Annotated in this window: 4 protein-coding genes (1 of these 4 cut by a window edge); all 4 read left to right on the top strand. The window is 70.9% G+C overall.

What is annotated here, in order from left to right; translation table 11 throughout:
* Tightly spaced (each overlapping or abutting the next), the 4 genes in view from QHF83_RS13020 to QHF83_RS13005 form a layout consistent with a single transcriptional unit that may run on beyond the window.
* Positions 1-2,916 carry the end of a type I polyketide synthase gene (locus QHF83_RS13020; RefSeq protein WP_282418125.1) on the top strand. It extends 8,031 nt beyond the left edge of the window, so 2,916 of the gene's 10,947 nt are visible here — the last part of the coding sequence; its start codon lies off the left edge, out of view; it ends in the stop codon at positions 2,914-2,916.
* On the top strand, positions 2,913-17,714 hold the full coding sequence (locus tag QHF83_RS13015) for a type I polyketide synthase (RefSeq protein ID WP_282418124.1): 14,802 nt from the start codon (positions 2,913-2,915) through the stop codon (positions 17,712-17,714). Before QHF83_RS13020 ends, QHF83_RS13015 begins: the two co-directional genes overlap by 4 nt.
* Positions 17,711-23,980 (top strand): type I polyketide synthase, encoded by a 6,270-nt coding sequence (locus tag QHF83_RS13010; RefSeq protein WP_282418123.1) that lies wholly within the window; start codon positions 17,711-17,713, stop codon positions 23,978-23,980. The genes QHF83_RS13015 and QHF83_RS13010 overlap by 4 nt, the downstream gene beginning before the upstream one ends.
* Entirely contained in the window at positions 23,941-25,353 is a 1,413-nt protein-coding gene (locus QHF83_RS13005) for a hypothetical protein (protein WP_282418122.1), read from the top strand. Before QHF83_RS13010 ends, QHF83_RS13005 begins: the two co-directional genes overlap by 40 nt.

Here is a 25,353-nt window from a genome sequence, read left to right as displayed (position 1 = left end):
TTTTTCGCGCCGCTCGGCGGGCGCCGCGTCCCGCTGCCGACCTATGGGTTCTCGCGCCAGCGATACTGGCTCGACGCCCCGCAGCGCTCGCGCGTCGACATGGCGTCCGCCGGCCTCGTCGAGGCAACGCACCCGCTCCTGCGAGCGTCCGTCTCCGTCGCCGCGACGGACGATCACGTGTTCACCGGCAGGCTTTCGCTGTCCGCGCACCCCTGGCTCGCCCGGCACGTCGTCTTCGGCACGAACCTCCTACCGGGCGCCGCGCTCGTCGAGCTCGCGTTGTTCGCCGCGCAGCATGTGGGGCTCGCGAAGGTCGAGACGCTGACGATCGAGGCTCCGATGGGAATTCCTGACGCCGGGGCGGTTCATATCCAGCTCGTGGTGGGCGCGCAGGGAGAGTCGGGGACGCGCGCCCTCACGGTCCATTCGAGGCCCGAGGGCGCGCCGGCAAATGCCCCGTGGACCCTCCATGCCACGGGCGTCCTCGCGCCGGGCGAAGCGAAGGCGCCGCCGGGCCTGCATGAATGGCCTCCCCCGGGAGCGGGGCCGATCGACATCGGAGGCCTGTACGAACGGCTCGCCGACGCGGGGCTCGGCTACCGTGGTGAGTTCCGAGGGCTCCGCGCGGCGTTCCGGCGCGGCTCGGAGCTCTTCGCCGAGGTGGAGTTGCCGGAAGGGAGCGGCGAGGAAGGCGGGTCGTTCGGGGTGCATCCGGCGCTCCTCGACGCGGCCCTGCACGTCGCGACGCTGGAGACAGCTTTCGATGCAGACAGGATCCCGCTCCCCTTCTCCTGGGTGGGCGTTTCCCTGCACGCGACCGGGGCCACGCGATTGCGTGTGCGTCTCGCGCCCCGCGAGGGGAGCGATGCGGCGTCGATCGACCTCGCCGACGAGCGTGGTGAGCCCGTCGCCACCATCGAGAGCCTGCATACGCGGCCGGCTTCCGCGGCGCAGATCCGCGACGCTGTCGCGCTGGATCGGTCCTCGCTTTACCGCGTGCAGTGGAGGTCGCTCGACGCACCGGAGGCGCGAGCTTCGTCGGGGCTGCTGATCATTCTCGGGACGGCCGAGCCCGGCCTCGAGCCCGTGCTGCGCGAGGCGGGATGGCGTGTGGAGACGCACGCCGACATGGGCGCACTCCAGGCAGCCATCGACGGAGGAGCCCCGGTCCCCGACGTTCTCGTCGTGGCGCCGCGACCCGAACGCGGGACGAGCGGCGATCTGGCCGCGCGTATCCAGGGCGCCGTGCACCGGATCGTCACGCTCGCGCAGGCATGGCTCGGCGATGCGCGGTGCTCGGCCACGAGGCTCGTGATGATCACCCAGCGGGCCGTTTCGACGCGATCGGACGAGGGCGCCGTCGATCTCCTGCATGCCCCGATCGTCGGCCTCTTGCGCTCGCTCCAGGCCGAGGTCCCGGAGCGCCGCGTGAGCGTCGTCGACCTCGACGGAGAGGCCGCATCCTTGAAGGCGCTGCCGCTCGCGCTCGTGAGCGACGAAGGGCAGATCGCGATCCGTGGCGGCAGCGCCATCGTCCCCCGCCTCGCGCGTGTCCCCGCTGCGAACGCGCCGACGACGTTCGCCCTGGATCCCGACAAGACCGTGCTCATCACGGGGGGCACGGGCGCGCTCGGCGCCCACGTCGCCCGGCACCTCGTCGCCCGATACGGCGCGCGCCATCTGCTGCTCGTCTCACGAAGGGGCGGCGCGGCGCCGGGCGCGGAGGTGCTCGCGAACGAGCTACGCGCCGCGGGGGCGACGGTCTCCTTCGCCGCGTGCGACGTGGGGGATCGCGAGGCGCTCGAAGGCGTCCTCGCCACCATCCCCGCGGCGTCCCCTCTGACCGCTGTTTTTCACGCGGCGGGCGTCGTCGACGACGCGTCTTTCCCGGCGATCGACGCTGCGCGGATCGACCGTGTCTTCAGGCCCAAGGTGGACGCAGCGCTCGCGTTGCACGCGTTGACGCTCGGGAGGGAACTCTCCACGTTCGTCCTGTTCTCGTCGCTCGCTGGGGTGCTGGGCAACGCTGGGCAGGCGAGTTATGCGGCGGCGAACGCGCTGCTCGACGCGCTCGCGAGCCACAGGCAGGCCGAGGGGCAGAGAGCCCTCTCGCTCGCGTGGGGCCCCTGGGCGGAGGACGGCATGGCGGCTCGTCTTTCGGATGTGGATCGGGCCCGGCTCGCGCGTCACGGCCTGCTCTCGTTCTCGGCCCGCGAGGGGCTCGCCGTGCTCGACGCAGCGCTCTCCGGTGCGGACGCGTGTGTCGCCCCCGTTCGGCTCGACCTCGGCGCCCTCGCGAGCTGGCCCGAGGCTGTGCCGGCCATGCTCCGAGGCCTCGTCCGCGTCGCACCCCGGCGCGCACCCGAGGCCACGCGCGCTTCGGCCGACCTCTTGAAAGAGCGGCTCTCGTCCCTCTCCGAGGCCGAGCAAACCCGCGCGCTCCTCGAGCTCGTCCGCAAGGAGGTCTCCACGGTCATGGGACGAAAGGCCTCCGCGATCGAGCCCGATCGCCCGCTGCAAGAGCTGGGGCTCGATTCGCTGATGGCCCTCGACCTGCGCAATCGCCTCGGCGCCGCCACCGCGTTGCGCCTGCCGGCGACCTTGCTCTTCGATCAACCGACGCCAGCCGCCATTGCGCGATGGCTCCGCGGCGAGATCGTCCCGGCGAAACGAGCCCCTGCGTCGCTCGGCGCGGCGCTCGACGCGCTGGAGGCTTTGATCGCCGGTATCCCGGCCGGGGACGACGCCACTTGGGGGAGCGTCGATCGTAGGCTCAGGGCACTTCTCTCCAAGGGGCGCGCCCTCGACGGGGGTGCGTCCGCGGTCGAGGTGCCGAGGGACCTCGAAGCGGTCTCGAACGACGAGCTCTTCGGCATTCTCGACCGCGAGTTCGAAGACATGGGGTTTGGTCGATGAGCGAGGAGCAGAAGCTTCGGGTCTATCTCGAGCGGCTGACCACGGCCTTCCGGCAGACGCGCGAGCGCCTTGCGGAGGTCGAGGATCGGTGGCACGAGCCGATCGCGATCGTCGGGATGAGCTGCCGTTACCCGGGCGGCGTGTCCTCGCCCGAGGAGCTTTGGGATCTCGTCGACGCGGGCAAGGACGCGATCGGCGGCTTCCCGGAGAACCGCGGGTGGGACCTCGAGTCGCTCTTCGATCAGGACCCGGACGCGCGCGGCAAGAGTTACGTGCGCGAGGGCGGCTTCTTGTACGACGCGGATCGGTTCGACGCCGAGGTCTTCGGCGTGAGCCCCCGCGAGGCCGCGGCGATAGATCCGCAGCAACGCTTGCTGCTCGAAGCTTCGTGGGAGGCGATCGAGCGCGCGCGTATCGATCCGGCCTCGCTCCAGGGCAGCCCCACGGGCGTCTTCGTGGGCATCATGTACAGCGATTATGGCGCGGCCCTGATGCGCTCGGGCGACGAGCTCGAAGGGCACGTCGGCCTCGGCAGCGCGCCCAGCGTCGCCTCCGGCCGCGTGGCGTACGCGCTCGGCCTCGAGGGCCCGGCGATCACGATCGACACCGCGTGCAGCTCGTCGCTGGCCGCGCTCCACCTGGCTTGCCAGGCGCTCCGGGCGGGGGAGTGCACGCTGGCCCTCGCCGGGGGCGTCACCGTGATGGCGACGCCGATGAGCTTCATCGAGTTCAGCCGGCAGCGCGGCCTCGCCAAAGACGGCCGTTGCAAGGCCTTCTCGGCGAACGCGGACGGGGTCGGGTGGGCGGAGGGTGCGGGGCTCCTCTTGCTCGAACGGCTGTCGGACGCGCGTCGCCATGGGCGCAACATCCTCGGGCTCGTGCGCGGGTCGGCGCTGAACCAGGACGGCAAGAGCCAGGGGCTCACCGCGCCGAACGGGCCCGCGCAGGAGCGGGTGATCAAGCAGGCGCTCGCGACCGCGAGGCTCTCGGCCGACGACGTCGACGCGGTCGAGGCGCACGGCACGGGGACGGCGCTCGGCGATCCGATCGAGGCTCGAGCGCTTCTTTCGACGTACGGCGCCGGCCGCTCGGCGGAGCACCCACTCTGGCTTGGGGGCATCAAGTCGAACATCGGGCACACGCAGGCCGCGGCGGGGGTCGCCGGCGTCATCAAGATGGTCCTCGCGATGCAGCACGGGCGCTTGCCGAGGACGCTGCACGTGGAGGCGCCGTCGCCGTACGTGGACTGGTCCGAGGGCCGGATCCGGCTGCTCCAGGAGGCCGTCCCGTGGCCGTCGCGGAGCCGTCCCCGGCGCGCGGGTGTGTCGTCGTTCGGGATCAGCGGCACGAACGCACACGTGATCCTGGAGGCAGCGCCGGGCGAGGAGCCACACGCGGCACAGACGTCGACCGCCGCGGCGCCGCGATGGCTCCCCTTCGTTTTGTCCGGAAAAACGCCGGCGGCGCTCCACGCGCAAGCCACGCGGCTCCACCAGCACCTCGCCGCGCGCCCGGACGCGGAGCTCGTGGACGTGGCGTGCGCGCTCGCGACGACACGAAAACATTTCGAGCACCGGACCGTCCTCGTCGCCGCGCACCACGGCGAGCTGCTCGACGCGCTCGCGGCGCTCGGGAAGGGCGAACGCGCGGCGCTTTCGGCGGCCGACCAGCGTCATCGGGCGGGCAAGCTCGCGGCGCTTTTCACGGGGCAGGGCAGCCAGCTCCCGCAGCGGGGACGGGAGCTCTACGAGACGTACACCGTTTTTCGCGACGCCCTCGACGCTTCGCTCTCTTGCTTCGACGCGCTGCTCGATCGATCCCTTCGGGGCGTGCTCTTCGCGAGCGAGGACGCCCCCGAGGCGAGCCTCGTCCACGAGACGCGATACACCCAGCCGGCGCTGTTTGCCCTGGAGGTGGCGCTCTACCGGCTGTTCGAGTCGTTCGGGGTCACGCCCGACGTCCTCGCGGGTCATTCGATCGGCGAGATCGTCGCGGCGCACATCGCCGGCGTCCTGTCGCTCGAAGACGCTTGCAAGGTCGTGGCCGCGCGGGGACGGCTGATGCAAGAGCTGCCTCCCGGTGGAGCGATGGTCTCCTTGCAGGCGACCGAGGAGGAGGCGAGCGCCTGGCTCGCCCGTCACGCGGGGCGCGCGGAGATCGCGGCCATCAACGGCCGCGAGGCCACCGTCATCGCGGGCGACGAGGACGCCGTGCTCGCCGTCGCCGACGAGGCGCGGCGGCTCGGGCGCAAGACGGCGCGGCTTTCGGTCTCGCACGCGTTCCACTCGCCGCGCATGGACGGGATGCTGGACGCCTTCCGGCGCGTCGTATCGTCCGTCTCCCTGCATTCGCCCCGGATCCCCATCGTATCGAACACGACGGGCAAGCTCGCGACGGCGGAAGAGCTCTGCTCGGCGGAATACTGGGTTCGTCACGTGCGGCGCGCGGTGCGGTGGCAAGATTGCGTGCGGATCCTCGCGGCGGACGGCGTCGGCACGTATCTGGAGCTTGGTCCGCAAGGGGTGCTGAGCGGCCTCGGTCCGCTCTGCCTGACCGAGGAAGAGGGGCGCGACGCGGCCTTCATCCCGGCGCTGCGCAAGAGCCTCCCCGAGGAGCAAGCCGTCGCGCTCGCGCTCGGCGCGCTCCATGCGCGCGGCGTTGCCGTCGACTGGAAGGCCTTTTTTACGGCGCTCGGCGCGCGAAGCGCCGCCGTGCCCACGTACGCGTTCCAGCGCGAGCGCTTCTGGATCGACGCCCCTCGACCCGCAGCAGAGCACCGCGCGGAAGGCGCGCTCCGTTATCGGGTCGCCTGGAAGCCCATCGATATCCACGAGACCCGCTCCATCGACGGCACGTGGCTGCTCGTCCACGGCAGCGGGCAAACGGACCTCGGAGCCGCGACGGAGGCGGCGCTCACGGAGGGGGGCGCGCACGTCGCCTCCGTCCTCCTGGTCGAGCACGAGGACGCACGAGAACGTATCGCATCGACGCTCCGCGAAGCCCTCGCGGACGTCGCCTCGCCGCGGGGAATCGTCTTGCTCCTCGACGAAGACGCGCCGTCGCCGAGTGGCGGGGGCGCGTACATCCGTGGGGCGGCGCGGACGCTCGCCTTGCTTCAGGCGCTCGGCGACGTCGGCCTCGGCGCGCCGCTCTGGGTCGTGACGAGCGGCGCCGTGAGCATCGGCCCGTCCGATCCTTTGCTGCGCCTGCATCTCTCGCTTTGCTGGGGCCTCGGGCGCGTGGCGGCGCTCGAGCATTCCGAGCGCTGGGGTGGGCTCATCGACGTTTCGGGGCCTCTCGACGAACGAGCGCGAGCGCATTTGCGCGCGGCTTTGGGCGGGCTCGGCGCGGAGGACCAGCTCGCGGTGCGGCAAAGCGGCCTGTACGTGCGCCGCCTCGCGCGCGCCCCCGAGCCGACGACCGCGGCGCGTGGGCCCTTCCAGCCGAAGGGGACGATCCTGATCACCGGGGGCACGGGCGCGCTCGGCGGCGCCGTCGCTCGGTGGCTGGCCAGCAAGGGAGCCGAGCACCTCGTGCTCGTCAGCCGTCGTGGGCGCGAGGCGCCCGGGGCGGAGGCGCTCGAATCCGCGCTCGTCGCGCTCGGCGCCCGTGTGACCCTCGCCGCCTGCGACACGGCCGACCGCGATGCGGTGCGCGCGCTGATCGAGGGGCTCGACGCAGCGGGGCAGCCCATTCGCGCCGTGTTTCATGCCGCGGGCGTCGTTCATCAGACGGCGCTCGACGCCATGAGCGCCGCGGAGCTTGCCGAGGTGCTCACGAGCAAGGCGGCCGGGGCCTTGCACCTCTCCGAGCTCCTGTCCGCGGCGCCCCTCGATGCGTTCATCGCCTTCTCCTCCATCGCCGGCGTGTGGGGGAGTGGGAACCAGGGGGCATATGCGGGGGCAAACGCGTTCCTCGACGCGCTGATCGAGCAGCGGCGCGCCCGTGGTTTGTCTGGAACGTCCATTGCCTGGGGACCCTGGGCGGGGAGCGGCATGGCGGGGGCTACCGTCGAGCAGGAGCGCCTTCGCAGCCGTGGGCTGCGTGGGCTCGCGCCGCCCGTCGCGATTGCGGCCCTCGAGCAGGTGCTCTCCGGGGAGGAGGCGACCGTCACCGTCGCCGACGTCGACTGGTCTCGCCTTCTTCCCGCTTTCTCCGCGGTACGCGCGCAGCCGTTCTTCGACGACCTGGTCGAGGCGCGGGCGGCCCTCGACGCCCCGACGCCCGGGAGCCACGAGCTCGGCCTTCTTCCGGAGCTCCGCCCGCTCCCCGAGCCCGAGCGGCTCCGGCGCCTCGTCCGGCTCTCGGTCGTCGAGACCGCGCGGGTCCTCGGTCACACGGACACATCACGGATCGACGAACATGCGGGCTTCATGGAGATCGGCCTGGACTCGCTCCTCGCGGTCGAGCTCCGCCAGGCGCTTCAGCGCGCGACCGGCCTCGCCCTGCCGGCGACGCTGGCGTTCGACCATCCAACCCCCGCGCGCGTCGCGCGGTTCTTGCTCGATCGCCTTGCCCCAGCGCTCGGACGATCGAGCGACGCGACCGCGGATCGACCGCGCACGCACGCGGCCAGGGCGGAGCTCGACGAGCCCTTGGCCATCGTCGGCATCGGAATGCAGCTCCCGGGCGGGGGCGACGACCTCGCGAGTTTCTTTCGGTTTCTGTCCTCCGGCGGGGATGCCATCGGGCCGATCCCCGTAGACCGCTGGGACGCAGAGGCACATTACGACCCGGATCCGGCCGCCGCGGGCAAGAGTTACGTCCGGGAGGGAGCGTTCCTCGATCGTGTGGACCTGTTCGACCCCGCGTTCTTCGGGATCAGCCCGCGCGAGGCGAAGAACATCGACCCGCAGCACCGGCTCTTGCTCCACGCGGCGTGGCAGGCGCTGGAGGACGCCGGCATCGATCCGCACGGGCTCGAGGATTCGAAGACCGGCGTCTTCATCGGCATCGGGCCGAGCGATTACGACCTCGTGCGTAGCTCGGAGCAATCGGCCGACGCGCACGTCGTCACCGGGACACACATGTCCTTCGCCGCCGGCCGGATCGCGTTCACGCTCGGGCTGCAGGGCCCGGCTTTGTCGCTGGATACGGCCTGTTCGTCGTCCCTGGTGGCGCTCCACCTCGCTTGTCAATCCTTGCGCCGAAGAGAGTGCGATCTCGCGCTCGTGGGCGGCGTGCAGGTGATGGCCGCGCCCGACGCGTTCGTGCTCCTGTCTCGCACGCGGGCGATCGCCGCGGATGGACGCTCGAAGACGTTCTCGGCGCGAGCGGACGGTTATGGCCGCGGCGAGGGCGTGGTCGTGCTGGCGCTCGAGCGCCTCGGCGATGCTCGGGCGGCGGGACGCACGATCCTCGCGGTGGTGCGCGGCAGCGCCGTGAACCACGATGGGGCGAGCAGCGGGATCACGGCGCCGAACGGGACCTCGCAGCAGAAGGTGTTGCGGGCGGCTCTCGACGATGCCCGCGTCGACCCCACCGACGTCGACGTCGTCGAATGCCATGGCACGGGCACGTCGCTCGGGGATCCGATCGAGGTGCAGGCCCTCTCCGCGGTGTATGGCCAGGGCAGGGGGCCGGAGCGCCCGATCCTCGTCGGCGCGGTCAAGACGAACATCGGCCACCTCGAATCGGCCGCGGGTCTGGCGAGCGTGGCGAAGATCCTCGCCTCCTTGCGGCACGAAGCGCTGCCGCCCACCCTGCACACGAACCCGCGCAACCCGCACATCGAATGGGACGCTCTCCCGGTCCGCGTGGTCGACACGCTCGTACCCTGGCCGCGGTCCGAGGCGGGGCACGTGCGCCGCGCCGCCGTATCGGCGTTCGGGTTGAGCGGGACGAACGCGCACGTCATTCTCGAGGAGGCGCCTGCCGAGGAGCCCCGCGTCTCCGCGGCGCCCCGTGCCGCGGAGACGCGGTGGCTGCCCTTCGTCGTGTCCGGAAAAACGACGGACGCGCTTCGTGCGCAGGCGAAGCAGCTCTCCACGCGCCTCGAAGAAGAACCCGAAGTCGGGCTCGTGGACGTCGCTTTCTCGCTGGCCACGAGCAGGGCCCACCTCGACAGGCGGGCGGCCGTCGTCGCGGAGGATCGAGCCGGCCTGCGGGGCGCGCTGGCCGCGATGGCGCGGGGGGAAAACCCGCCGGGTGTCACGCTCGGAGAGGGGCGCGCGCGGGCCGAGCTCGCGATGCTCTTCACGGGGCAGGGCAGCCAGCACCCGCGAATGGGGCGCGAGCTCTACGAAACGTACCCCGTCTTTCGTGAGGCCCTCGACGCTGCGTGCGCGCACTTCGACAAACTCCTCGATCGCCCGCTGCGCGATGTCCTGTTCGCTCAGGAGGGCACGCCCGAGGCCAGCCTGCTCGATCGGACGACCTACACACAGCCGGCCCTGTTCGCGCTGGAAGTCGCGCTGTATCGGCTCGTCGCGTCCTTCGGCGTCACGCCGGACGTGCTCATGGGTCATTCGATCGGCGAGCTCGTCGCGGCCCATGTCGCGGGCGTCTTCACGCTCGAGGATGCCTGCACCGTCGTCGCGGCCAGGGCCAGGCTCATGGGCGAGCTGCCCGAAGGCGGCGCGATGGTCGCCTTGCAGGCGAGCGAGGAAGAGGCGCGCGGCTGGCTCGCGTCGCAGGCGGGTCGTGTGGACATCGCGGCGCTGAACGGTCCGGAGGCCACCGTCGTCGCCGGGGACGAGGATGCGGTCCTCGCCGTGGCCGAACATGCACGCACGCACGGGCGCAGGGCGACGCGGCTTGCGGTCTCGCATGCGTTCCACTCGCCGCGCATGGAGGGGATGCTGGACGCCTTCCGGCGCGTCGTGGAGGGCGTGCGGCGCGATCAGCCTCGCATCCCGATCGTCTCGAACCTCACGGGCAAACGCGCGACCGCCGAGGAGATCCAGTCCACGGAGTACTGGGTCCGGCACGTGCGGAGCGCCGTCCGCTGGCACGACGGCATGCGTTGCCTCGCCGAGGGCGGGGTCCGGGCGTACCTCGAGCTCGGCCCCCGGGGAACGCTGAGCGCGCTCGGACCGGCGTGCCTGTCCGGGGACGGCGGCGCGGCGTTTTTCCCCGTGCTGCGCAAGGAGACCCCCGAGGTAGCGGCGGTCGTGGCGGCGCTCGGAGGTCTCCATGCGAATGGCGTCGCGGTCGATTGGCGCGCGTTTTTCGCGCCGTTCGGCCCGCGACGCGTGGCGCTGCCGACGTACGCCTTCCAGATGGAGCGCTGCTGGCTGGATGGCGCCAAGCCCCGCGGCGATGGCGCCACGGCCACGAGCGCCACGTCGGCGGCCGAGGCAGGCCTCTGGGCGGCGGTCGAGCGCGAGGATCTGCCCACCCTCACGGCCATGCTCGACGTCGCAGACGAGCCCCATCGCGCGGCACTCGGCGCGGCGATGCCGGTGCTCGCGAGGTGGCGGAAGGCGCAGCAGGAGCAATCGAGCCTCGCGGCGCTTCGTTATCGCGTCGTCTGGCGGCCGCTCGAGCACCATGACGCGCGCCCCGCGGACGGGCCGTGGCTGGTCGTGGTCGATGCCGCCGGCGTCGGGAGCGCGCTGCATACCGCGATACGCGCCGCACTCGTGGAGACGGGCGCGCGCGTCGTCTCCCTCGGTTTGTCGAGGACCGACGAGGGTCGAGGTCGAATCGGCGCGCAGCTCCGCGAGGCCCTGACGGACGCGCGATCTCCGCGAGGGGTCGTCTTGCTTCTCGCCGAGGAGGAGGGTTCGCCGGAGGGCGAGCCTGTCCTCCTGCGAGGCGCGACGCGGATGCTCGGCTTGTTGCAGGCCCTCGGGGACGCCGGCGTCGAGGCGCCGCTCTGGGTGGTGACGAGCGGCTCGGTGAGCATCGGTCGGTCGGATCCGCTGCGGCGTCCGATGCCATCACTCGTGTGGGGTCTCGGGCGCGTCGCGGCGCTGGAGCATCCGGAGCGCTGGGGTGGGCTCATCGACGTGCCGTTCGCGCTCGACGACCGGGGACGGCAGCGCCTTGGGCTGGCGCTCTCCGGCATCGGCGCGGAGACCGAGCTCGCGGTGCGCGCGACGGGCATTTACGTGCGTCGGCTCGCGCGCGTGGAGGAGGAGGATGGGGCCGCCGCCCGCCGCGCCTTCGTGCCCGAGGGGACGATCCTGATCACCGGAGGCACGGGCGCGCTCGGCGCCGAGGTCGCACGCTGGCTGGCGGGGAAGGGCGCCACGCACCTGGTGTTGACGAGCCGTCGAGGAAGCCAAACGCCGGGGGCGCTGGAGCTCGAGGCGGAGCTCACGGCGTTCGGCGCGCGGGTGACGATCCTTTCGTGCGACACGTCCGATCGAGCCGCCGTCGCGGCGCTCTGCGAGCGTCTTCGAACCACGGCACCTCCCCTCAGAGCGGTCTTCCACGCCGCGGGCGTCCTCGAGCAGAAGCCGCTCATGCAGACGAGCGCAGAGGATCTTGCGGAGGTGGTCTCGGGCAAGGCGGCGGGCGCGTGGCATCTCCACGAGGCGCTCTCGGGAACGCCGCTCGATGCTTTCGTGCTGTTCTCCTCGATCGCCGGGGTGTGGGGGAGCGGGAACCAGGGCGCTTACGGGGCCGCGAACGCTTTCCTCGACGCGCTCGTCGAACACCGCCGCGGCCAGGGCCTCCCCGGCCTGTCCGTGGCGTGGGGCCCGTGGGCCGGGAGTGGCATGGCCTCCGAGCCGGGCGCCGCGGAGTTCCTGCGCCGCCGTGGGCTCCGCGCGATGGCGCCTGCGAGGGCCCTCTCGGCCCTGGAGCGCGTGCTGGTGGGGGAGGACATCGCCGCCATCGTGGCGGACGTCGACTGGGCCCTGTTTGCCCCGTCGTTCGCCGCGGCGAGGGCGCGCCCGCTCCTCGGCGATCTTCCAGAAGCGCGCGCGGCTCTCGAAGGCGCCCGGACGGACCGGCGGCCGGACGGCTCGCCGTCCGCGTTTGCCCTCGAGCTCCGTGCGCTCGCGGAGAAGGACCGCGCGCCGCGCTTGGTGGGCCTCGTGCTCGGCGAAACGGCGGCCGTCCTGGGTCATCCCGATGCATCCCGGCTCGACGCGCGCACGGGGTTCATGGACCTCGGGCTGGATTCGCTCACGAGCGTGGAGCTACGCGGTCGACTCCAGCAAGCCACCGGCGCGCGTTTGCCGGCGACGTTGACGTTCGACCACCCATCCCCCGAAGGCGTCGCGACCTACCTGCTCGGCCTTCTCGCGCCGCCGGTCGGTTCGACCGAGCCTACGGGCAGCGGGCAGGCGGGAACGTCTGCCGAGGGCGCGCCCATTGCGATCGTCGGCATCGGGCTGCGTTTGCCCGGGGGCGTCGTGGATCTCCCGAGCTACTTCCGCTTCCTCTCGCGAGGTGCGGACGCCGTGGGGCCCGTCCCGAAGGCCCGGTGGGACATGGATGCGCTCTACGATCCCGATCCCGACGCGAAGGGCAAGAGTTACGTCCGCGAGGCGGCGTTCCTCGACCAGGTGGACCTCTTCGACGCGGCCTTCTTCGGTATCAGCCCGCGCGAAGCAAAGAACATCGATCCGCAGCATCGGCTGCTCTTGGAGGCCGCGTGGGAGGCGCTGGAGAGCGCCGGCACGGTCCCCTCCGCGTTGAAGGACTCCCAGACCGGGGTCTTCGTCGGGATCGGCCCGAGCGATTACAACGTCCTCCACGCCGCGGCCCAGGAGGGCGAGGCGTACGCGGTCCTCGGCACGCACGCCTCGTTTGCCGCGGGGCGGGTCGCGTTCACCCTCGGGCTGCAAGGGCCCGCATTGTCGCTCGACACGGCTTGCTCGTCGTCGCTCGTCGCTCTTCACCTCGCGTGCCAGTCGTTGCGGCGAGGGGAGTGTGACCTCGCGCTCGCGGGCGGCGTGCAGGTGATGGCGGCTCCCGAGGCGTTCGTCCTGCTATCGCGCACGCGCGCGCTCGCGAAGGACGGCCGGTCGAAGACGTTCTCCGCGGAGGCGGATGGATATGGCCGGGGCGAAGGCGTCGTCGTTCTCGCGCTCGAACGCCTCGACGACGCGCTCGCGCGTGGTCGCGAGATCCTCGCCATCGTCCGCGGCAGCGCCGTCAATCACGACGGCGCGAGCAGCGGCATCACCGCGCCGAACGGGACCTCGCAGCAGAAGGTGCTGCGCGCCGCGCTGGAGGACGCGCGCCTCTCGCCCGGCGAGGTCGACGTGATCGAATGCCACGGCACGGGTACCTCGCTCGGCGATCCCATCGAAGTGCAGGCGCTCGCCGCGGTGTATGGTCCGGGACGGGGGCTTGCGCGCCCGTTGCTTCTCGGGGCCGTCAAGACCAGCATGGGTCACCTGGAGGCTGCCGCTGGCCTCGCGGGCGTAGCGAAGATCATCGCCTCGTTCGGACACGATGCGCTGCCGGCCACGCTGCACACGACGCCGCGCAACCCGCACATCGACTGGGACGCCCTGCCGGTTCGTGTGGTCGACGAATCGGTTCCCTGGGCTCGATCCGACGGCGGGCACGTGCGCCGTGCGGGCGTCTCCGCCTTCGGCTTGAGCGGGACGAACGCGCACGTCATCCTGGAAGAGCCGCCCAGAGCCGACGCGCGGGCCGCGGACGCGCCTCGACCGAGTGCCCCGCAGTGGCTGCCGTTCCTCGTTTCTGGCAGGACGCCGGCCGCATTGCGCGCTCAGGCGGCGCAGCTCTTGGCGCACCTCGTAGCGAAGCCCGAGGTCGAGCTCGCCGACGTGGCCTTCTCGATGGCGACGACGCGGACGCTCCACGAATACCGCGCAGCGATCGTCGCGGAGGATCGTGCTGTCCTCCTCGACGCACTCGGCGCCGTGGGACGGGGAGAGACGCCTTCCTGCGCGACGATCGGGGGAGAGGACCGTGGGGGCAAACTCGCCTTCTTGTTCACGGGCCAAGGCAGTCAGCAGCCGGGGATGGGGCGGACGCTATACGCGACGTATTCCGTGTATCGCGACGCCCTCGACGCTGCGTGCGCCCATTTCGACGGGACGCTCGACGTTCCCCTGCGAGAGGTGCTGTTCGCCGAAGAAAACTCCGCGACCTCGCGCCTGCTCGACGCGACGATGTATGCCCAGCCCGCGCTCTTCGCCCTGGAGGTCGCGTTGTACCGGCTGTTCGAGTCCTTCGGGGTCGAGCCGGACGTGCTCTTGGGGCATTCGATCGGGGAGCTCGTGGCTGCGCACGTCGCCGGTGTCCTGTCGCTCGAAGACGCCTGTACCGTCGTCGCCGCGCGCGGCAGGCTGATGCAAGCTTTGCCTCTGGGCGGCGCGATGGTCTCCTTGCGCGCGACCGAGGAGGAGGCGAAGGCGTGGCTCGCCGGCCTCGAAGGTCGGGCCGAGATCGCCGCCCTGAATGGTCCGGAGGCCACCGTCGTCGCGGGCGACGAGGACGCCGTGCTCGCCGTCGCCGACGTGGCCCGCGCGCTCGGGCGGAAGGCGACGAAACTTCAGGTCTCGCACGCATTCCACTCACCGCGCATGGACGGGATGCTCGACGCGTTCCGCCGCGTCGTTTCGGGGGTGACGTTCCACGCGCCCTGCATTCCGATCGTCTCGAACCTCTCGGGCAAACACGCGACCGTGGAGGAGCTCTGCTCGGTGCGATACTGGGTCGAGCATGCGCGACGCGCGGTGCGCTTTCGTGATGGCATGCAGACCCTCGCGGCGGACCACGTCACCACGTACGTCGAGCTCGGCCCGAGGGGTGTGCTCAGCGGCCTCGGCCCCGCGTGCTTGCTCGACGAGCGTGACGCCGCGTTTTTCCCCGTCCTGCGCAAGGACGTCCCCGAGCCCGAGAGCCTGACGTCGGCACTCGCGGGGCTCTGCGCCCGGGGGCACCGCGTCGATTGGTCCGCGTTCTTCGCGGATGCCCGTCCGCGCCGCGTCGCGCTGCCCACGTATGCCTTCCAGCGAGAGCGGCACTGGATCGACGTCCCCCAGCGACCGGCGATGCCCGGAGGTGTGCCCGCTGGACGGTATCGCCTCGCCGGTGCCCGGATGGATCTCCCCGACGGATCCATTCTCCACACCGTCGAAATCGGGCCGGGCGTCCAGCCGTACCTCGACGGACACCTCGTCTACGATCGCATCGTCATCGCAGGCGCGTTTTATCCGTCCGTCCTCCTCGCGATCGGCGCGTCGCATTTCCCGGACCGACCCATCGAGCTCTGCGACGTCCATTTCCTCAAGGTCTTGACGTTCGCCGACGTCACCGACCACGTCACGTTGCACGTTCACCTCACGCCGCTCGAGGGCGAGGTCGGTTTCTCCGTCACGCTCTCCACCCGGAGCGACGGTGGCTGGACGACGCACGTGACCGCCCTCCTCCGCGGGCTCCACCACCACGAGGCGCCGCGTCGGGCCCCGTTCACGCCTCCGCCCGTGGGGCCGACGCCGGGGCCGCTGTCCGAGCTCGGCGTCGCGCTGCGAGCCACGCAGCTCCAATGGCGCGCGCGGTGGTGGTGGCTCGAAAAAATCGTCGCCGTGCGGAAGGCGGCGGCGCTCGGCAAGCTCGTCTCCCCCGAGGACACGGCGCTCGGCGACAGCCCCCTGCCGGGCGGCGCGCTCGACAATGCGTTCGGCCTCGGTCTCTGGAGCGGCGGCCTCGGCGGCGCGGCCTCGGACGGACCGGCAAAAGAAGACGTCCCACGATTGCCATTCTCCGTGGAACGGCTCGTCTGGTATGGTGATCAGCGGCCCGCCGCCTGGGTCGAGCACGCTCTGGGGACGGCGCCGTCCGCGTCGACGGAGATCACGCGGTCCGATCTCACGTTCTGGGACGAAGAGGGCCGCCCCGTCGCCCATGTCGATGGATTCGCCACCCGACGCGCGCCGGCGGAGCGGTTCCTCGCCGATTCCGATCGCCGAGACCTCTACGATGTGACGTGGAGCGAGCTCGGCGATGCCGCCTCGCTCCCAGGGGCTCGCACGGGCGCCGTGGCCGTGATCGGCGACGCCGCGGACGCCGTCTCTGCCCGGCTGGCGCTCGCCTTCGACAGGCTGCAATGGCACGCCGACGTCGCTTCGCTGGAGGCCTCGCTCGAACGGGGCGACGGCGCGCCCGACGTCCTCGTGCTCCCCATGACGCTCCCGGCGACGTCCGGCGACGCGGCGTCCCTCGTGCATGCAGAGACGAACCGGACGCTCGTGCTCCTCCAGAAGGCGCTCGCCGATCGGCGCCTGCAAGATTGTCGCATCGTCGTCCTCACCCGGAGCGCCATTGCAACGCGTACCGGCGAGGACGTCGCCGATCTCGTGCACGCACCCCTCTGGGGGCTCGTCCGCGTCGCACAGACGGAGCACGCCGAACGAGCTTTGCTGCTCGTCGACGTCGACGACGAGCAGCCCTCTTGGCGCGCCCTGCCCGCCGCGCTCGCCAGCGGCGAGCCGCAGGTCGCCCTTCGCGGCGGGACCCTCCGTGTGCCGCGTATCGCCCGAACGCGACCCACTTCGGACCCGCCAGCCGTGATCTTCCCGCCGGACGGCACCGTGCTCGTCAGCGGAGGTACGGGCGCGCTCGGCGGCCTCGTCGCCCGGCATCTCGTCTCTCGGTATGGGGTTCGTCACCTCGTCCTCGCCTCGCGTCGCGGCCCCGAGGCGCCTGGCGTCGACGAGCTTTGCGCCGCCTTACGTGCCGCGGGCGCGAGCGTCACGGTTGCAGCGTGTGATGTCGCCGATCGGAATGCCCTCGCCGTGCTCCTCGACAGCATCCCCGAGGAGCACCCCCTCACCGCGGTCATTCACACGGCTGGCGTGCTCGACGACGGCGTCTTTTCGTCGCTCGACCCTCGCCGCGTGAGCGAGGTGCTCTGGCCGAAGGTCGACGCCGCGCTCGCGCTCGACGAGGGCACGCGGGGCCATGATCTCGCGGCGTTTGTCCTCTTCTCGTCCCTGAGCGGCCTCCTCGGCAACGCAGGGCAGGCCAGCTACGCCGCGGCCAATACGTTCCTCGACGCGCTCGCGGCGCAGCGGCGGGCGCGGGGGCGACATGCCCTCTCGCTCGCCTGGGGGCCGTGGGCGGACGGCGGCATGGCCGCGGGCATGACCGACGCCGATCGCGCGCGTCTTTCGCGGCATGGCCTTTCGCTCCTCTCGGCCGATGAGGGATGCGCCCTCTTCGACGCGGCCCTCGGCCGTGGCGAACCGCTGCTCGTCCCGGTGCGCCTCGACATCGGGGTGGCAGGCGGCGCCCGCGCCGAGGCGATCCCTGCCGTCCTGCGGGGCCTCGTGCGTACGGAGGCGCGCCCGCCGGCGCCGGCCGCTTCGTCGGTCTCCGCGTCGCTCCGGCAGCGCCTCGCTCCGCTCCCGGAGGCTGAACGCGAGCGTGTCCTCCTCGACCTCGTCCGCAAAGAGGCAGGACACGTGCTCGGCAGCCCGAGCCACGCCGTCGAGCCGAATCGACCCCTCCAGGAGCTCGGAATGGATTCTCTGATGGCGGTCGAGCTGCGAAATCGCCTCGGCGCCGCGACCGGGCTGCGGCTACCGGCCACGCTCCTCTTCGATCATCCGAGCCCTGCCGCTCTCGTCCGGCTTTTGCGCGGCGAGCTCCTCGGCGACGACGCCCCCGCCGTCGCGACGCCGTCGCTCGCGGACGAAGAGGTGCGCCGCCGGGTCGCTTCGATTCCGCTCGAACGACTTCGCGAGGCAGGGCTCCTCGATGCGCTGCTGAACCTCGCCGCCGGGCCCCCGACCGAGGCCGCCGGAGCGTCCGGTCGCTCCGAGACCGAAGCGATCGACGGGATGTCGGCCGAAGAGCTGATCGAGCTGGCGCTCGGGATCGCGGCGCCTGCCATGGATGAAGGGACGAACGACGAATGAGCTCCTCCCCTGACAAACTCGTCGACGCGCTTCGTACGGCGTTGAAGGAAGTCGAGCGCCTGCGCCAGCAGAATCGAGAGCTCGCGTCGGCGGCGAACGAGCCCATCGCGATCGTCGGCATGGGCTGCCGTTTTCCCGGCGGCGTCCGGAGTCCCGAGGACCTCTGGCGGCTGCTCGCCTCGGGGACGGACGCGATCTCCGCGTTCCCGATGAACCGCGGCTGGAACGTCGAGGAACTCTACGATCCGGACCCCGACGCCCGCGGAAAGAGCTACGTGCGCGAGGGGGGGTTCGTCCACGACGCGGATCGGTTCGACGCCGCGTTTTTTGGCATTGGTCCACGCGAAGCTGCCGCAACGGATCCGCAGCAGCGGCTCCTGCTCGAGGTCTGCTGGGAGACCCTCGAACATGCCGGAATCGTCCCGGCCTCCTTGCAAGGCAGCACGACCGGCGTCTTCGTCGGCATCATGTTCCAGGATTACGGGGCGAACCTCTTGCAATCGCCCGACGCCTTCGATGGCCAGGTCGCCACGGGGACGGGCGGCAGCATTGCCTCGGGGCGGGTTTCGTACACCCTGGGCCTCCAGGGACCGGCCGTCACCGTCGATACGGCGTGCAGCTCGTCCCTCACGGCGGTTCATGTGGCCTGCCAGGCGCTTCGTAATGGCGATTGCGCGCTCGCCCTCGCAGGCGGCGTGACCATCATGGCGACGCCGACGAGCTTCACCGAGTTCAGCCGCCAGCGCGTGCTTGCGCGGGATGGCCGGTGCAAGCCGTTCTCGTCGGCGGCCGATGGCGCCGGGTGGGGTGAGGGCATCGGAATGCTCCTGCTCGAACGGCTCTCCGATGCGCGGCGCAATGGGCACCCCGTGCTCGCCATCGTGCGCGGCTCGGCGCTGAACCAGGACGGGAGGAGTCAGGGGCTCACCGCACCGAATGGTCCCGCGCAGCAGATCGTGATCCGAAAGGCGCTCGGCCATGCGGGGCTTCTTCCCGGGGACATCGACGTCGTGGAGGCGCACGGGACGGGGACCAAGCTCGGGGATCCCATCGAGGCCCAGGCGCTCCTCGCCACCTACGGTCGAGCTCATTCCCACGAGAACCCCTTGTGGCTCGGGAGCATCAAATCGAACTTCGGCCATACCCAGGCCGCTGCGGGCGTCGCGGGCCTCGTCAAGATGGTGCTTGCCATGCAACATGGTGTGCTGCCGGCGACCCTCCATGCCGCGTCGCCCTCGCCCCACGTGGATTGGTCCTCCGGCGCGATCCGCCTCCTCACGTCGCCGGTGCCGTGGCACGAAAAGGGCCGTCCCCGCCGCGCAGCCATCTCGTCGTTTGGCCTGAGCGGCACGAATGCGCACGTCATCCTCGAGGCAGCGCCCGCAGCGCGCGACGAGGCCGTGGGAGCGCCCGCTCCGCGGCCGGAGTGGCTACCGTTCCTCGTCTCGGCGAAGACCGAATCGGCACTGCGCGCCCAGGCGGACCGGCTGCGCGTGCACCTCCTCGTGCACCCGGAGATCGACCTTCCGGACCTCTCGTACGCGCTGGCCACCACGCGGACGCAATTCGAACGCCGCGCGGTGGTCGTCGCGACCGAGCGCGAAGCGCTCCTTTCGGCCCTGGAATCGCTCGCGCAAGGGAGGCATTCCCCGGAGGTCGTCACGGGCGACGCCGACGTCTCCGGGAAGGTCGCGTTCGTTTTTCCCGGTCAGGGCTCGCAGTGGGCCGAGATGGCCCGGGAGCTCCTCGCCACCTCGACCGTCTTTCGCGAGCAGATCGATGCGTGCGAGGCAGCCCTGTCACGGCACGTGGATTGGTCCTTGCGCGAGGTCCTCCGCGGGGATGCAGGCGCGCCATCCATGCAGCGGATCGACGTGGTGCAACCGGTGTTGTTCTCCATGATGGTCGCCCTCGCGGCGGTATGGCGCTCCATGGGCGTCGAGCCCGACGCGGTCATTGGCCACAGCCAGGGGGAGATTGCGGCGGCGTGTGTCGCCGGCGCGCTCTCCCTGGAGGACGCGTCCCGGGTGATCGCGCTGCGCAGCCGCGCGCTCCTGCCGCTCGCGGGGCAGGGCGCCATGGCCGCCGTGGAGCTCTCCGCCGCAGAGCTCGAGGAACGCGTGCGCCGCTTCGGGGACGAAATCGCCATCGCGGCCATCAACAGCGCGCGATCGACCGTCGTCTCCGGCAAGTCCGAGGCCCTCGACCGTTTCTTGCGCGAGCTGCGCGACGCGAATATCTTCGCGCGGCGCGTGGGCGAATCCATCGCCACGCACGGCACGCAGGTCGAGGCTCTCCGCGGCGCGCTCGTCGATCGGCTCGCGGGCATCACGCCGCGCTCGTCGACCGTGCGGTTCTATTCGACGGTCGCCGGTCGGCCCGTCGACGGCGCCGAGCTCGGCCCCGACTACTGGTACAGGAACGTACGGCAAACCGTACGCTTCGCCGACGGTGCGAGAGCGCTGCTCGAAGACGGGCATCAGTTCTTCGTGGAGATGAGCCCCGTCCCCACGCTGACGTTGACCTTGCACGCCGCCGTGGAGGAATCGGGGCGACCGGGCGCGGTCGTCGGGTCTCTCCGCAAGGGCGAGGGTGGCACGAGGCGAATGCTCCTCTCCTGGGGCGAACTCCACGCGCGGGGGCTGCCGCTGAAATACGATCGTGTATTGCCGAAGGGCCGTCGCGTCCCGCTGCCCACGTATTCGTTTCAGCAGGAACGATACTGGATTGAGCCGACGAAGAAGCGCGCGGCGGCGGGCTGGATCCGCAGCGAGCACCCCTTGCTCGGGGCGGGCCGGCTAGCCGCGGACAGCGGCGCGTGGCTCTTCGACACGACGCTCTCGCGCCACGATCCGGCCTGGTGCCGGGACCACGTCGTGCTCGACCGCACGCTGCTGCCCGCGGTCGCGCTGTTCGAGCTCATGGAGGCGGCGATCGAGGCGATAGGCGGCGCCGGGCATCCGAGCCTCACCGAAGGGCTCGTGCATACGCCGCTCGTCTTGCCGGATCGCGGCGAAGTCCGCCTGCAAGTCAGCGTCGTCCCATCGGGCATCGGCGGCGCGCGCCGGGTGCTCGTCCACAGCACGCCCGTCGGGCGCGAGGCGGAGCAGCTCTCCTGGGTCTTGCATGCAGAGGCGGCGTTCGAGCCGCCGGGGAAAGAGAAGGCGGCGCCGCCCGCATTGTGGAAGCTCCCCCCGGAGGGCGCGGTGCAAGAGCCGCTCGCCGGGTACTACGAGGCATTGCGGCGGCACGGACTCGAATATGGTCCTGGATTCCAGACGCTGCGCGCCTCGTTCACCGAGGACCGAGGTGACGACGGCGTCGTGCGATGGGTGAACGTCTCGCTCGACACTTCGTGGCACGCTGAGGCGAAGAGCCATATCATCCATCCTGCGCTGCTCGATGGTGTGCTCCACGCCCTCGGGCTCTGGCAAGGCGAGGTCCAGGACGGGCTCTACTTGCCATTCTGGATCGAGGGGATGGAGATCTGGCAAAAAGGGCACACGGCGCTCTGGGCCCGCGTCACGCGCGTCAAGGAGAATGACGAGGTGCACCGCGCGGATGTCACGCTCTACGACGAACGAGGCATTTTCGCGGGCGAGCTCCGCGGGCTTCGCCTCAAGCGGGCCGACGAAGCCTCGCTGCGTCGCGCGAGTGGGGCGGAGCGACACGACTACACCGTCACATGGCAGGAATTGCCGCGGCGCGCGGGCGGCTCGCTCGGGCGCTTCGCATGGATTTCGGACGGCGGTGCCCTCGCGACCGACGTGAAGCGTGCGCTCGAACGTCGAGGCGTGAGGGTCGAGGAGGCCAGCCTCGACGCGCTCGCCGGCTTCGATGGGATTCTCCGCGTCTGGCCTTCGTCGCCGAGCGAAGGGGATGGGCTCTTCGAGCGGACCATGGCGCTCTCCACGGAGGCGCTCACGGAGTTGCAGGCGCTCGTGTCGAACGAGCGTCGGCCCGCGCGCCTCGTCTGGGTCACGAGAGGCGCGATTGCGACGGAGAGCAGGGAAGACGTGCCTGCGCTAGGGCAATCGCCCTTGTGGGGGCTCGCCCGCAGCGCGCGCAACGAGCACCCCGAGCTCGGACTGCGTATCGTGGATATCGACCCCTCGGGCGTCGACGGCGACGCCCTCGTCGAGGTGCTCTTTCGGGAGGACGAGCCGGATGTGGCCCTCCGTCGTGGGCGCGTGCTCGTCCCCAGGCTCGTTCGAGCGGAATCGAATTCGTCGGCGCCCGGTAGCGAGCTTTCCTTCGAGGGCTCCTTCCTCGTCACCGGTGGCCTCGGGGGCCTCGGGCGATTGACGGCTCGCTGGCTCGCCGAGAAGGGGGCTTCGCACCTCGTCCTGGTCTCGCGCCGCGGCGTGGAAACCGAGGCTGCTCGGGAGGTCAAAGCGGAGCTCGAAGCGCTCGGCGCGACCGTGACCGTCGCCGCTTGCGACGTAGCAGACGAAGACGCGGCCCGCAGGCTGCTCGATGCAATGCCCGCGGCGCTGCCCCTTCGTGGCATCTTTCATTGCGCCGGCGTGCTCGACGATGGCGTCTTGCGCACGGTGACCCCCGAGCGCCTCGCCCGGGTGATGGCCCCCAAGATCGCCGGGGCATGGAATCTCTATCGGCTCGCGCAGGGCCTCGATCTCCGCTGCTTCGTGATGTTTTCGTCCGTCGCGGGGACACTCGGGGGGCCGGGGCAGAGCAACTATGCCGCAGCCAACGTCTTTCTCGACGCGCTCGCGCACCACGGTCGCGCGCGTGGTTTCCCTGCGACGTCGCTCGCGTTCGGTTACTGGGGAGCGAAGACCGGGATGACCTCCCACCTCGACAGGGCAGACGTCGAGCGGATGGCAAACCTGGGTATGGGCGCGCTGTCGATGGATCAGGGCATTCGCCTGCTCGAGACCGCGCTCGCCCGTGGTGATGTCTTCTCGGTGCCGATGGCGCTCGATCCCGTGCGGCTCCGCATGACGCTCGAACGCTCGCAGGAACCCGTCCCCGCGATCCTGCGGAGCCTCGTCCGGCCGCGCGCGAGCCATTCGGTCCAGACGTCTTCGCTCCTCCGGGAAAAACTCGAAAAGCTCCCGATGGCCGAGCGCAGGGCGGCGATCGTCGAAATGGTGCGCGAGGAGGTCGCCGACCGGCTCGGCCTTGGATCGCCCGGTGACATCCCATTGCAAAGGCCCTTCCTCGAGCTCGGGCTCAACTCCTTGATGGCCGTCGAGATCCGGCAGCGGCTCGGCGCGCGTATCGGCATCCCGCTCCCCGCCACGCTGCTCTTCGATGCGCCCACGGTCGACAAGCTGGCAACGGTGCTCGTGGATCGGATCGACGCGGCGCGGGGCGCCGCGCAATCGAGCGACGACGGACGCGCGGGGCGCGACGTGTCGACTGGCGTCGACCTGGAGACCTCCCTGTTCTCGCTCTTCGCGCAGGCGTATGCAATGGGCGAGGCCGATCGGGCGTGGGAGATCTTGGATGTCGCGTCCCGGCTCGGTATCAGCCGCAGGATCGAGCCGTCGTCGAGTGGCCGGATCGATGCCCCGAGCCCTGTGCGCCTCGGGCACGGGGGCAAACCGCCCGTCTTCGTCTGCCTCCCGTCCCTCGCGGCCCCGACGGGCCCGATCCAGTATGCTCGCTTCGCGACGCACCTCCGCGACGACCGCGATATTTGGGTCTTACCGCACCCAGGCTTCGCGCTCGGCGAACCTCTGCCGCGCACCGCTGCCTCCGTCATCGACGCGCACGTCGAGAACGTCCTTCGCTGCGTCGATGGCCACCCGTTCGTCCTGATCGCGTGTTCCTCCGGCGGATGGGTCGCGCACGCGGTCGCCAGCGAGCTCGAGCGTCGAGGCATCTCTCCTGCCGGGGTCGTTTTGCTGGATACGTACCTGATCCACGAGGTGACACCGCGATTCAAACGAGCGCTCGGTCGCGTATGGGCGGCCGGCATGGAGATCGACCCGCGCACCGCGAACGAGCTCGCGACGATGATATGGTATTTCGATCTCTTCGCGGCGTGGGCGCCTTCGCCGATCTCCGCGCCGACCCTGGTCGTGCGCGTCGCCGAGCCCTTGCCGGGGATTCTCGACGCGAAGGCGCCGCAGAGCGCCGCGGTCGAGGAGGAGTGGCGCGCCACCTGGCGGCTCCCGCATGACGTCGTGGTCGTACCTGGTGATCATGCTACGATGCTCTCGGACAATGTGAGCGATACCGCGAGGGTCATCGACCAGTGGATCGCGACGACCATGTCATTCACGAGGTCAGCATGATGAATGCAGCAGCATCGGGCCGCCAGCGGGCGGTCGTCATCGGCGCGAGCATGGGCGGGCTCTGTGCGGCGAGGGCGCTCGCGAAGCATTTCGACGAGGTCGTCGTGCTCGATCGCGACGAGATCCCCGAGACCCCCGACGATCGACGCGGCGTCCCCCAGGCGCGTCATTATCATACCATGCTCGGCCTCGGGCAGCGCACGCTCGAAGGATGGTTCCCCGGGCTCGGCGCCGCGTTGCTCGAAGACGGCGCCGTGCTCGTGAACCATGGCCGCGACGGGTATGCGTTCGTCGGCGGGGCCCCGCGCATTCGCTGCGAATCATCGTTCGACATACCCACCTGCTCGCGGGCATTGCTCGAACATCACGTCCGCCGGCGCGTCGCTTCCCTGCCGGGCGTGAGCATCCGGCCGCGGACGACGGCTGTCGGCTTGAGCAAGCGCGGCGGACGCATCGTGGGCGTGAAGGTCGAGGACGGCTCCCTCGTCGAGGCCGATCTGATCGTCGATGCCACGGGCCGCGCGTCTCGCGCCGTCCGCTGGCTGCCGGAGCTCGGCTTCGAGACGCCGGACGCCGAGGAGGTCACGGTCGACGTGGGGTATGCGAGCCGTGTGGTCCGCAGGGTGGAAGACGCTCGCCGCGATTTTCGGCTCGCGATGGTGGGTACCGATCCGCCGCAGCGCCTCGGCGTCGCATCGCCGATGGAGGGACCGCGGTGGATCGTGACGCTCGTCGGATACCACGGGGACCATCCGCCCGCCGATGAGCAGGGGTTCCTCGATTTCGCGCGCAGCCTCCCTTCGCCCGTCATTGCCGACGTGATCTCGGAGTCCGAGTCGCTCGGCGACATCGTCTTCCACCGGGTGCCGTCGAGCCAATGGCGCCGCGTGGATCGGATGAAGAACACCCCTGACGGCTTCCTGCTCTTCGGGGACTCCATTTGCAGCCTGAATCCCGTCTACGGACAGGGAATGACGTCTGCGGTCCTCCAGTCGGAGGCCCTCGCAGCGACGCTCGGGCGTGTCCCGGCGACCGACGCCGCGTTCGTTCAGGCATTTTACCGTCGCGCGGCGAAGCCCATTGCGATGTTATGGCAGATGGCCACCGGGGGCGATCTCACGCTCCCGCAGACGAAGGGGCTGAAGGGCACCTCGGGCTCGAATTTCGCCACGAAGCTCCTGGGCGCTTACATGCGACGCGTGATGGGGGCTGGGCAGGTGTCGGAGATGGTTGCCAGGACGACCCTCGAGATCACCCATCTCCTGCGTTCACCGGCCGGGCTCGTATCGCCCGGGATGGTCTGGGAAGTTCTCGCGGCCTCGCGCCGCGCCGGGTCGGCGGCCCCTCGCGATTTCACGGGGCAGACGGCATGA

The sequence above is a fragment of the Polyangium sp. 15x6 genome, from assembly GCF_029960785.1.
In the GTDB taxonomy this organism is placed as follows: domain Bacteria; phylum Myxococcota_A; class Polyangia; order Polyangiales; family Polyangiaceae; genus Polyangium.
This window is presented reverse-complemented; position numbering and strand designations above follow the sequence as displayed.